11 protein-coding genes are annotated in these 12,232 nt (G+C 45.8%); 4 read left to right on the top strand and 7 right to left on the bottom strand.

From position 1 onward, the window contains the following. Window positions 1–23 precede the first annotated feature (23 nt). The 3 genes from hutH to hutU form a co-directional block, all read right to left on the bottom strand. A complete protein-coding gene (hutH, locus tag AK822_RS11120) occupies window positions 24–1,586 on the bottom strand; it encodes a histidine ammonia-lyase (RefSeq protein ID WP_060491694.1) in 1,563 nt (520 codons plus the stop codon). Between the two features lie 119 nt (window positions 1,587–1,705). Continuing rightward, complete coding sequence (locus tag AK822_RS11115; RefSeq protein ID WP_060491693.1) at window positions 1,706–3,067, bottom strand: YjiH family protein; 1,362 nt, start codon at window positions 3,065–3,067, stop codon at window positions 1,706–1,708. 70 nt (window positions 3,068–3,137) lie between these two features. Next, window positions 3,138–4,856, bottom strand: a complete 1,719-nt coding sequence (gene hutU, locus AK822_RS11110; protein ID WP_060491692.1) for a urocanate hydratase — start codon at window positions 4,854–4,856, stop codon at window positions 3,138–3,140. Between the two features lie 304 nt (window positions 4,857–5,160). Here hutU and AK822_RS11105 point away from each other — a divergent pair, with 304 nt between their 5' ends. Continuing rightward, window positions 5,161–5,958 carry a UTRA domain-containing protein gene (locus AK822_RS11105; protein WP_060491691.1) on the top strand — a complete coding sequence of 266 codons (798 nt, stop codon included), beginning with the start codon at window positions 5,161–5,163 and terminating at the stop codon, window positions 5,956–5,958. Between the two features lie 104 nt (window positions 5,959–6,062). On the opposite strand, the gene AK822_RS11100 is transcribed toward AK822_RS11105, so the two are convergent. After that, complete coding sequence (locus tag AK822_RS11100) at window positions 6,063–6,251, bottom strand: hypothetical protein (RefSeq protein ID WP_060491690.1); 189 nt, start codon at window positions 6,249–6,251, stop codon at window positions 6,063–6,065. A 21-nt stretch (window positions 6,252–6,272) separates the two neighbouring features. Here AK822_RS11100 and AK822_RS11095 point away from each other — a divergent pair, with 21 nt between their 5' ends. The 3 genes from AK822_RS11095 (at window position 6,273) to AK822_RS11085 (ending at window position 8,681) form a co-directional block, all read left to right on the top strand. After that, window positions 6,273–7,109, top strand: a complete 837-nt coding sequence (locus AK822_RS11095) for an amino acid ABC transporter substrate-binding protein (protein ID WP_060491689.1) — start codon at window positions 6,273–6,275, stop codon at window positions 7,107–7,109. Between the two features lie 53 nt (window positions 7,110–7,162). Continuing rightward, the gene (locus AK822_RS11090; RefSeq protein ID WP_205628086.1) at window positions 7,163–7,846 is read left to right on the top strand and encodes an amino acid ABC transporter permease; all 684 of its coding nucleotides are present in this window, start codon (window positions 7,163–7,165) and stop codon (window positions 7,844–7,846) included. Between the two features lie 91 nt (window positions 7,847–7,937). Then, the gene (locus tag AK822_RS11085; RefSeq protein WP_060491687.1) at window positions 7,938–8,681 is read left to right on the top strand and encodes an amino acid ABC transporter ATP-binding protein; all 744 of its coding nucleotides are present in this window, start codon (window positions 7,938–7,940) and stop codon (window positions 8,679–8,681) included. A gap of 169 nt (window positions 8,682–8,850) precedes the next feature. Here AK822_RS11085 and AK822_RS11080 read toward each other — a convergent pair whose 3' ends face one another. The 3 genes from AK822_RS11080 to AK822_RS11070 all read right to left on the bottom strand — a co-directional run bounded on the left by AK822_RS11080 (window position 8,851) and on the right by AK822_RS11070 (window position 12,193). After that, window positions 8,851–9,798 (bottom strand): DMT family transporter, encoded by a 948-nt coding sequence (locus tag AK822_RS11080; RefSeq protein ID WP_060491686.1) that lies wholly within the window; start codon window positions 9,796–9,798, stop codon window positions 8,851–8,853. Between the two features lie 295 nt (window positions 9,799–10,093). Beyond that, window positions 10,094–10,741, bottom strand: coding sequence for an anthranilate synthase component II (locus tag AK822_RS11075; protein ID WP_060491685.1), 648 nt, complete (start codon window positions 10,739–10,741; stop codon window positions 10,094–10,096). 33 nt (window positions 10,742–10,774) lie between these two features. After that, entirely contained in the window at window positions 10,775–12,193 is a 1,419-nt protein-coding gene (locus AK822_RS11070) for an anthranilate synthase component I family protein (protein ID WP_060491684.1), read from the bottom strand. Between the last annotated feature and the right edge of the window lie 39 nt (window positions 12,194–12,232).

Here is a 12,232-nt window from a genome sequence, read left to right as displayed (position 1 = left end):
CGCTGTTCTCTGCCCATTAATATTTATTTAGACTCGTACCAATCGCTGCGTAGTGACTGCCAATGTTCAGCAAGCGTACCGTCTAATACCAACTGCTTGGCCGCTTCAATATCTGGGGCGAGGTAGCGGTCTTTATCATAGAAAGTCACTTGCGCGCGTAATTTTTGATGTGCTACGGTCAACGGCTCTGACGTATCTAATCCACGATGGAAATCGATACCTTGACCAGCAGCTAATAGCTCAATGCCAATGATGGTCGCGGTGTTTTGCGCCATCTCGTATAGGCGGCGTGCGCAATAGGTGGCCATCGATACATGGTCTTCTTGATTGGCAGAGGTTGGGATACTGTCGACACTGCCTGGGTGAGCGATAGATTTATTCTCTGATGCCAGCGCGGCTGCGGTCACATGGGCGATCATAAAGCCTGAGTTGACCCCAGCGTTATCAACCAAGAATGGCGGCAGACCACCTGACAGCGTCGCATCGATAAGTAAGGCCACACGGCGCTCAGACATAGAACCAATCTCGGCAATTGCCAAGGCTAAAATATCAGCGGCAAAAGCGACTGGCTCAGCATGGAAGTTACCACCTGATATAGCCACTGGGCCATCTTCGTTATTAAAAATTAGCGGATTGTCAGTGACGGCATTGGATTCGATTAGTAGCGTTTTACCTGCTTGATTGATGATATCAAGGCAGGCACCCATGACTTGCGGCTGACAACGCAGGCAGTAAGGATCTTGCACTCGGTCATCCTGCTCACCATCATGCGAGGCGCGAATCGCACTGCCTTTGATTAATTGACGGTGCGCTTTGGCGATTTCAATTTGACCATGATGACCACGCACGTCATGAATACGCGCATCAAATGGTGAATCCGAGCCTTTGGCAGCATCAATAGACAGTGAGCCTACAATGGTGGCGGTCTCAAGCAAATCACGCGCTAAGAAATAACCCCGTAATGCCAATGCGGTTGATACTTGTGTACCGTTGATAAGTGCAAGGCCTTCTTTGGCTGCAAGAGTAATAGGCTCAAGTCCATGCTGCGCTAGAGCGTCAGCAGCAGGTATTTTTTTACCAGCGACAAACACATCACCTTCGCCCATCATCGCCAGCGTCATATGTGACAAAGGGGCTAAGTCACCAGAGGCGCCAACCGAGCCTTTGGCTGGGATATTGGGTGTGATTTGATTATTGATTAAGCCAAGTAAACTATCAACCACTTCGCGGCGTACACCAGAGACACCTTGCGCCAAACTGGCAACTTTCATTACCATAATTAATCGTACCACGCCAGCAGGAAGTGCATCACCAGTGCCCACTGAGTGAGAAACGATTAGGTTGCGCTGAAGTAGCTCAAGTTGGTCGTCACTGATACGCGTCTTGGCAAGTAGGCCAAAACCCGTATTGATACCATATGCGCTTTTGTCGCGTGCAATGATGGTGCGCACATCTTCGTGCGAGGCATCGATGGCTTTATAAGCACCCTCGGGCAGTGTCAATATGACAGGCCGCTCGTAGATATCACGTAGCATCTTAAAGCTAAGCTGGCGAGGGTGTAAGGTTAGTTGCTTGATATCGTTCATAAGATGATCCTAGTATTGTAAGACACATGGGTTATATTATTTTTGATTCATGTCTTTGTTGAAATGACGTTTTTTAAATGTTTTTAGTTAACATAATACTTGTTATTAAATTTGTTTTTTTAGCCAATCCAGTTGAAGTACATGGCTAGATGTCCGAATGCCGCAGCCAATAAAATACTGAGTACCACACGCTCAAACCAGATAATGACCATTTTGCCGACAGATAATGGTATTTCAGTGGCAAGCACACAAGGAATCATGGCAGAGAAAAACAACACGCTGCTAATAGAGATGACCCCTGCAACATAGCGAGTCAGTATATCAGCCTCACTGAGGAGCAGTGCTGGCAAGAACATTTCAGCCAATCCCGCTGACATACCTTTGGCGGCAACCAGAGGCTCTGGTAAGCCGCTAAGCCATGTAAATGGATAAAGAAGCAAGCCTAAAGCATCGAATACAGGCGTATACTTTGCTAATATCAATCCTGTCAAGCCAACCGCGATGATAGAAGGCACAATCGCCGCTGCCATCGTCAGCCCATCGCGAAAGTTAGACCATAAGATTTGTTTTAGGTCAGTGGCACGGCGCGAAGTGGACAAACCCAAATCAAATGCTGCCGCCAGACGTGTACCACGTTTATGGTCTAAAGCGGGACGTTCAACGCTATCATCCACAAGACTAATTGGCGGAATACGAGCAGTAATCGCAGTGACGATAAAGGTAATCACTAGCGTAGACCAAAAAAACAGGTTCCAAAACTCCATCAGACCAAGCGTTTTGGCAACAATGACCATAAATGCCGCTGATACGGTCGAAAATCCAGTCGCAATGATAATGGCTTCGCGCGCTGAATATTGCTTTTGCAAATACACGCGATTAGTAATGAGCAGCCCGATAGAGTAGCTACCAACAAAGGATGCGACGGCATCAATCGCTGATGAACCTGGGGTTTTCCAGATAGGTTTCATGATTGGCTGCATGAGCACACCGACCATCTCGAGCAAACCAAAACCCACCAAAAATGCTAAAATTAATGCCCCAAGCGGTACAATCATACCGACTGGTAATGCCAGTTTTTCAAACAAAAACGGCAGCATGCCCTTTTCCATCATAAAGGCAGGCGCTACGTCAGCAACATACATCACTGCCAGTATCAGACCAATGATTTTAAAAGCAGTCATAATCATGTGGGTGATGTTTTTACGCCATGAGCCGTCTATAAATGGCTTACTTACCCCAAAGATCATCAGTAAAAATAATAACGTCACAGACAATGTATGCTGCTGAGTGACCAGATAAGTTGCCCCATGATCGAACAAAATCGTGCTTTTCTCACCAATGGTAAATGGCACAAAAAACATGACCAAACCGATAGCACTAAAGACTATCAACTGCAGTAACGCTACAGGTTTAGACAGTAGTGCTTCAGTTGGTGTCGCTGCTGCATCCTTGAGATTTAGTGTCGTATTTTGCTCAATCATATTATCCTCCTTGATAAAATGTCGATGATATCCTTATGTCAAGTAATCACTTATAAGGATAAAAGGTATGCTACTTAATCATCGGCAAATTTAGACCATAGTCTTTCGCTGTTTTGATCGCTAGCTCATAACCTGCATCGGCGTGACGCATGACGCCTGAGCCGCAATCATTGACCAGTACCCGCGCCAAGCGTTTGGCTGCAGCATCAGTACCGTCTGCGACGATGACCATACCTGAGTGCTGTGAATAGCCCATGCCAACACCGCCGCCATGATGCAACGATACCCAAGTTGCGCCGCCTGCGACGTTGAGCATACCATTCAATAATGCCCAATCAGATACCGCATCTGAACCATCTTTCATACTTTCTGTTTCGCGGTTTGGACTGGCAACAGAGCCCGTATCCAAATGGTCACGACCGATGACAATAGGGCCTTTTAGCTCGCCGTTTTTGACCATTTCATTAAAGGCCAAACCTGCTTTGTCACGCTCACCCAATCCTAACCAGCAGATACGGGCAGGCAAACCTTGGAATTGAATGCGCTCTTTTGCCATATCGAGCCAGCGATGGATATGGGTGTTTTCAGGGAACAGCTCTTTGATTTTTTGATCGGTCTTATAGATATCTTCTGGATCACCTGACAGCGCCACCCAGCGGAAGGGGCCTTTGCCTTGGCAGAACAGCGGGCGAATATAAGCGGGGACAAAACCTGGGAAATTAAAGGCATCTTTGACCCCTTCATCAAAAGCCACCTGACGAATGTTATTGCCATAATCGGTCGTTGGAATGTCCATCGCTTGTAGATCTAGCATCGCCTGTACGTGTACGGCACAAGACTGAGCGGCAGCTTTGGTTAATGCTGCATGTTGCTCCGAATCTTCTTGTGCAGTTTTCCATTCTTCTACTGTCCAGCCAACTGGCAAGTAACCATTGATCAAATCATGTGCTGAAGTTTGATCAGTGACTAGATCAGGCTTCATGCCGCCAGCATTGGCGCGCTTGACCATCTCAGGTAGGATATCTGCGGCATTACCAAGTAGGGCAATAGAGACCGCTTCACCCGCGTCGGTATGCTGTTTGATGAGCTCGTAAGCATGGTCTAAGTCATCGGCTTGCTTGTCGACATAACCAGTACGCAAGCGAAAATCGATACTAGACTGTTGACACTCAATGTTTAATGAAGTTGCCCCTGCAAAAGTAGCCGCAAGTGGCTGCGCGCCGCCCATGCCACCAAGACCAGCGGTTAAAATCCAACGTCCTGCCCAGCTACCATCATAATGCTGACGACCTGCTTCTACAAAGGTCTCGTAAGTACCTTGGACGATGCCTTGCGTGCCAATATAAATCCAGCTACCAGCCGTCATTTGACCATACATCATCAAGTCTTTGCGATCGAGCTCGTTAAAATGCTCCCACGTGGCCCATCGCGGCACAAGGTTAGAGTTTGCAATCAAAACACGCGGGGCATTTTCGTGCGTTTGAAACACGCCAACTGGCTTGCCAGATTGCACGAGCAACGTCTCATCGTCTTCCAATTCTTTTAATGACGCTAGGATTTGATCATAGCTTTCCCAATTGCGGGCTGCGCGTCCGATACCACCGTAGACGACTAGGCTTTTTGGGTTCTCAGCCACATCAGGATGCAAATTGTTTTGCAGCATGCGATAAGGGGCTTCGGTCAGCCAGCTTTTGCAATGTAGGGCGCTGCCCGTGGGCGCGGCGATTTCGCGGCTCTCATCACGGCGAGTCAGCTTAGTCTCTTTATTGGTTCCATGGTCAGTAGTCATTATCATATCCTTGTGATATCTGTTAAGACGATAAAGTAATCAAAGTAAGTGTTTTACCGTCAGTCTATAAATTCAGTGGAACATCGATTAGATGACGCAGATTTTTTAGTACTGTCGTAAAGTTGTATATACAAATTATCAAAGATACTTTTTTCATGCAAGCAATTTTTTATAAATGACTCAATTATTTTTGTGAGGATTTTGGTAGATAGATAAATGTCACAGTGTTTTGCCAAGGTTCATGACGTTATCTCGTGATATTATGGCGCTAATCTTATTGGTGAATTAACGGTTAAACACGGACATGACAAAGACGATTCCGGCATATCAGCGCATAAAAAACGCCATATTAGACAATATTCACTCGGGTAAATGGCAGGCGGGCAATGCAATTTCTACAGAAATGGCGTTGGCAAAAGAGTTTGGCGTATCGCGTATGACGGTCAATCGCGCCCTAAAAGAGCTGAGCGAAGAGCGAGTGCTAGAGCGCCGGCAAGGGTCGGGGACGTTTGTCGCCCAGCAGCAGTTCAATCATACCTTTGTAGAAGTGCGCAATATCGCGCAGGATTTAAAATCTGCCAACCGTGATTATCAGGCGCAAGTGGTGAGTAAACGCATACTTACGGCTGCGATGTTGGATGATGAATTACGGCGTAAATTTGATATTAATGAAGTAGCTGTGTCTTCTAATATAAGCGCTAACACAAACGCTGATACAACCGTAATGGATGACAGTACTGGCGCAGATAGTAGCAGCGACGTTGCTGTTTTATACGAGGTAAAAATCATTCACTTTGCGGATGGTCAGCCCATACAGTTCGAAGAGCGCTGGGTGGATGCGCAAAAAGTGCCAGAATTTATTGAGCAGGATTTTAGTGTGGTCAACACCAGTGATTATCTCATTGCCAAAAGTCCACTAGAGCGTGGTAGCTATACCATTCGTGCACTGGCGGCACCAGATGAGATTGCCGCGCTACTGCAAATCGCACCGCAATCGCCGACATTGGTATTGCGTCGTCAGACGTATTCAGCAGGTCGAGTATTGACCTTTGTGAAGATGTGGCATGCAGGCGATCGTTATCAATTCTCTGGTGAATTATAATAGTCTTACGCATGCTCACTGTTTTTGTACGTTTATTCTTTCTGAAGTGCGCTAGTATATGAATAAATGGCTATTTAATCGGCAATAATAACGTTAAGATCTGCTTAAAAAATGTCCAAAAATTCAAAGATGATATAGAAACGGTATTGAAAAATATGCTGAGCATCCTCAAATCGAGCAGCCAAAGCTAAATAATGCGGCGCAAATACTTTATTATAGTATTTGTCTGTGCTGGTCTTATCCTTATTTGTTGCTATGGTTTTATTGGCACGATACCTTTTTGCATTATTCATTCACTCTTATAAGGACGTCTTATGAAACGTCGTACTCTTTTAGCACTTGCCGCCAGTACTATGCTACTTGCCGCTTGTGGTCAGTCTACTACCAATGAAGCAGAAACCAATGCGACAGACAGTGCCGCGACGGGTGGCTCTGATTTGCTGCAACGTATCAATAATGGTGGCACCATCAACGTCGGTACAGAGGGTACTTATCCGCCATTTACCTATCATGATGAGAGTGGCAAGCTAACTGGCTATGATGTCGAAGTGACACGTGCGGTTGCGGATAAACTAGGCGTAGACGTCGAATTTAAAGAGACTCAGTGGGATGCTATGCTGGCAGGTCTTGACTCAAAACGCTTCGATATGGTGGCCAATCAAGTAAGCTTGACCACGCCTGAGCGTTTGGCTAAGTATGACAAAGCCATGCCATATAGCTGGTCGGGCGCGGTTGTACTAGCACCGACTGATGACAATCGCTATAGCTCGTGGGAAGGTTTAAAAGGTCTGCGTACTGCGCAATCACTGAGCAGCAACTATGGTGAGCTTGCAGAACGCTACGGCGCAGAAATCGTCCCTGTCGATGGTATGGCGCAAGCGATTCAACTGGTTAAGCAAGACCGTGCTGATTTTACGATGAATGACAATCTGGCAGTATTGGATTATCTCAAAAAATTCCCAGATGCAGCACTTGAGATCAAACTGACAGCGCCTGCGAGTGAGCAGACTGGCTCAGGTTTAGTACTCATCAAAGGGGATGACGCTGTAGTGGCAAAATTGAATGAAGCAATGGCTGCATTAACAGCCGATGGGACGCTGACCAAGCTTAGCGAAGAGTTCTTTGGTGCTGATATAAGTCAACAAAAGTAATGCTAGCGTCTATCACGTCAATGCTAGCTGAGTTACTGGCACTACTACCATTTATGGATCCTGCGCGGGCGCAAATTGTCCTCAATTCATTTTGGCCAATGCTTAAAGGCGGTATTTATTATTCGATACCGCTGGCATTGATCTCATTTGCGATTGGTATGGCTATTGCGCTGATAGTGGCGCTGATTCGTATCGTACCGCGTGCTGGCTGGTTCCATGAAATCATATACAGACTTGCCCGTATTTATGTGTCCGCCATTCGCGGGACACCGATGCTGGTTCAGCTATTTATTATTTTCTACGGTTTGCCAAGTATCGGAGTAAAGCTTGATCCTTTTCCCTCAGCGATTATTGCCTTTTCGCTCAATATTGGCGCGTATGCATCGGAGACGGTGCGTGCCTCTATTTTGTCCATTCCAAAAGGTCAATGGGAAGCAGGCTCAACGGTCGGATTAACCTACCTACAAACCTTCCGCCATGTAATTTTGCCGCAAGCGCTTAGGGTATCGGTGCCACCGTTATCTAATACTTTTATTAGCTTGGTAAAAGACACCTCATTAGCCTCATTGGTGCTGGTCACGGAGCTGTTTAAACAGGCTCAGATTATCACGGCACGTAACTATGAATTTATGTTGGTCTACACCGAAGCGGCGATTATTTATTGGGGTATTTGTCTGTTCTTGACCTTTATTCAAGGTAAGCTTGAAACCAGACTTGATCGCTACGTGGCGAAATAAACCCTTGATAATTGGGGCAGTATAGGATGGTAATACCGCGTCGATAAGCGTGTGTTATTAGCAAACAGATATCAGTACAACAGGAAGCTTTATGATTCAAGTCACTAATATTCACAAAGCTTTTGGTGGCAATCAAGTGCTTAAAGGCATCGACTTGACCATCGAAAAAGGCAAGGTAGTGGTGATATTAGGACCGTCAGGGTCTGGTAAAACCACTTTTTTACGCTGCTTGAATGCGCTGGAAATTCCTGACCAAGGCATCATTGCTTTTGATGATGGTAGCTTAACGGTCGACTTCGCTACCAAGCCTAAGAAAAAAACATTGCTGGCGTTGCAGCGTAAATCAGGCATGGTATTTCAATCTTATAACTTGTTTCCACACAAGACCGCGATTGAGAATTTAATGCTTGGGCCGACGGTAGTGCAAGGGCAAACTAAGGCGCAAGCCCGCGAGCAGGCACTGGCATTACTTGATAAAGTAGGCTTATCGGATAAGGCAGATCTGTATCCGTTTCAGCTATCTGGTGGTCAGCAGCAGCGTATCGGCATTGCTCGTGCACTGGCTATCGAGCCGTCACTATTATTATTTGATGAGCCAACGTCTGCGCTCGATCCTGAATTGGTACAAGATGTACTGGGCACGATGAAGCAACTGGCATCTGAAGGCTGGACGATGGTCGTTGTGACTCATGAGATTAAATTTGCTCGTGATGTGGCAGATCATGTGGTGTTAATTGAGGATGGTCATGTGGTCGAAGAAGGTAGCGCTAAGCAGATGTTCGAAGTGTCTACTCATCCACGTACGCAGGCCTTTTTGCAGCGTATTGAACAGTAATATCATTAAGACAGTCCAAGTTATTTAGCAACTGTCTATGGCATAAATACTTATCTCTTAAGCAAAGTGTCAAGCACAATAAAGCCCCGACTATATCGATATAGTTGGGGCTTTCTTTCGTTTAATAGCAATGGTACCAAGGCTATTCAAAGGTCTTAAAAAGTACAGACTAAATTCTTTGTCGTCTTTTTAGCCAGCGTGGTACGCGAGTGGCAGTGCCGTTTAATATGGCATTAAATAAAGCTGCCAGTAAGATTAATACCACGCCCACATATTGAATCCAAGATAAGGATTGATGCAGCAATAGTATGGCAAGGGCAATGGCAGTCAATGGCTCAAAAATCGTAAATACTGATGCACGAGTGGCAGGTAGTTTCTCTAATGCTTTCATATAAAGCGCAAAGGGCACGACGGTTCCAATCAAAGACAACCCCAAGGCATATCCCCAAGTATGTAAAGGTAAGCTCAATAACCGCCCATAGGTTTGATAGGTTTCAGGTAATAATAGCAGTACACCAGCACTGATGATAATAGAGGTAAAAAACACCAAAGGCGCAGGGTGTGCATCGTGCATCGCGCGCTTGCCCAGTACCCCGTATAAGGAATAACAGACGCCTGCTAGCAGTCCTAATAGGATGCCCCAGTTGACTTGTGCTTGCTCACCCAGCATCGTCAATCCAACACCAAATACTGCCATGAGCGCCAGTAATGCCGACTGGCGAGTGATAGATTCATCAAGCAAGAATGCCGAAAACAATAAGCTAAACACAGGTGCAGTATAAAGCAAGGCAACCGCAGGCCCAGCACCGACATAGATCACAGCAAAAAAGTAGCATACCGACATACCAAGTACGCCAATCAAAGACTGCAATGCCAGTCCAAGCCACTGCTTTCGACGAAGCTTGATAAGATGCGGCCATAATTTCGGTAGCATGACAAGAATAAGAAAAGCCGCGGTCACGATACGTAAGATCGTAATCTGCCAACCACTAAAGCCAATTTGATTGAGGTAGGTTGAAAATATCCCTAACGTACCCCAGCAGACCGCTGCCGTGATGATTTGAATAGTGCCTATCCATGACTGCCGTGCTGACATTACGCCATCGGTATTTGCCATATCGTTCTCTATTTTTATGTGATATCAAAACCCATGCCCAAACTCAAAAACTCAAACTGTCCCAGCCTTTTGGCTAATGGCATCATACAATACTGAAATAAGAAAAAGACAACCCAAGTAAGGGCTGTCTTTTGTTTATTTTTTCAGTCTATCATTAAAGCGTTAATTAAGTTCGAACACAAGTCAGTTAGACATAAAATTCAATTTATTTGAGTTAGAGGTACGCTTGTTTTTAGCTTATGTCTTTAGCTTATCACCCTTTGGTGTCATATCCCCCAAACTTAAGCATCATGACTTACAACTGTAGTAAAAAATTCGTCAGCAAGCGTTTGGCACCTTCCGTCGCAAATGACTCTGGGTGAAACTGCACACCTTGAATGGGATAGTCTTTATGCTGTAGTCCCATAATCTCCTCACCTGCTAGCGCAGATTCGGTTAGGCTGAACTCAGCATGAGCATTATTGGCGACGACAGCTGTGACAGCCAAGCAATCTGGTAAGGTGTCTGCTTTTACCATCAATGAGTGGTAACGCATGATTTCAATCTCTTGGGGCAAGCCTTGATAGACACCCGCGCCATCATGGCGAATCGATGATACCTTGCCATGCATCGGCACGCTTGCCCGTACCACGTCGCCGCCAAATACATGGGCGATGCCTTGCATACCTAAGCAGACACCTAGTAGCGGCGTCGTCTTACCCATGATTTCAATCACTTCGGCACAAATACCGAAGTAGGCAGGGTCGTCAGGAGCGCCAGGGCCCGGTGAAATGATAATGCGGTCAAGATTCATTGCCTGTACATCTGCTAACGTTATCTCATTATTACGTTTAACAATGACGTTCGCGGCTTTATCGCCGTCCATCGTCTGCAAAATCTCTCCGATATATTGGTAAAGATTAAAGGTAAAGGAGTCGTAGTTATCTATAATTAAAACATTCATGGGTTATCAACTCTTTGGCAAAATATAAGCAATTTACGGGTTCATAAAACTGTCTAATACCACTTTCATGGCAGACAATTTACGCTGAATTTCTAGATATTCATCAGCAGGATTGGAGTCATAGACATTGCCGCCACAGGTCTGCGCATAGGCAGATTCGCCGTTGATGAATAGGCTGCGAATAGGAATGGCAAAAATACAATCACCGTTAAAATTAAACGATCCAAGAGCACCACCATAAGCACCGCGCCCATCTGGTTCTAGCTCATTGATGACTTTAATTGCTTCAACTTTTGGCGCGCCTGACAACGTCCCAGCGGGGAAGTTGCTGGCAAGGGCGCTAAACATATCTTCATTAGGATGCAAGATTCCGACGATTTCAGACGAGATATGTTGCACGTGAGAGAAGCGTTTGATATCCATGAGACTACGTACTTTGACGGTGCCAAATTGTGCCACGCGACCGATATCGTTGCGATGCAAATCGACTAGCATATTGTGCTCGGCAATCTCTTTGGCATCGTTGAGCAATGCACGGGCAAGCTGTCGGTCTTCGATGACATCGACACCGCGCTTGGCAGTACCTGCCAATGGATAGGTTTCCATCTCACCTTGACGCAAGCGAAACAGCAGTTCTGGTGAGGCACCAATGATGCATTGCTGGGCAAATTTCATAAAATACATGTGCGGCGACGGATTGACCGACCGCAATTTCTCATAAATGGGCATTTTATCGCCGGCAATACGGTATTTGGATTTAAAACCTACCTCACACTGAAAGATACGCCCCGAGATGATGTCTTCTTTGACTTGCATGACGGCTTTAGCGTGCTCTTCTTGACTCATGCCGTCACCCAAAAACTCAACTGTCGGCGGCTCATAGCTTGGAATGGGCGCATCAAGTAGCGCTTTGATTTGCTCGATGCGATTTTCTTGCTGTGCAGTTGGATAGTAAAAGTAGAAAATCTCACCAGTCATCTTATCGAGCGTTAGACCATCCAAATATACGCCAAATTTAAACGGTTCAAAGTCGTCGCTCGGCTTAGCATTGAGACTGGGTTCAAAGAAATTGACACTGTCGTAACCCAAATAACCGACAAGACCACCGCTTTGGTCGCGAGCAATGACGTGCTGCGGCGTAATTTTGCGCAGTAGCTCGTAAGGATTATCCGTTTGATAATGAGTGGTTTCAGCGGTTTTATTATCAGTAATCGCGAGGGTTGTACGATCGATGGCAGCAATGGTCATCACTGGATCAAAACCAATCGCATGATGACGCGCCATATGTCCATCTTCGCCCAATGATTCGAGCAGATAACAGGTCTCAAAAGCGCGCTCAATACGTTTGAACAACGCAAAGAAATCAATATCCTGCGTGAGTTTAATGCGCTGTGGTTTACTAGGAATATCAATAGCAGCAGGTTGCTCAGGTTTTGAATTAGGAAAGGTCATAACAATATCCAAATTGGTTCAATAGTTGATCAAATGAAA

The organism is Psychrobacter sp. P11F6 (assembly GCF_001435295.1).
Taxonomy (GTDB): domain Bacteria; phylum Pseudomonadota; class Gammaproteobacteria; order Pseudomonadales; family Moraxellaceae; genus Psychrobacter.
This window is presented reverse-complemented; position numbering and strand designations above follow the sequence as displayed.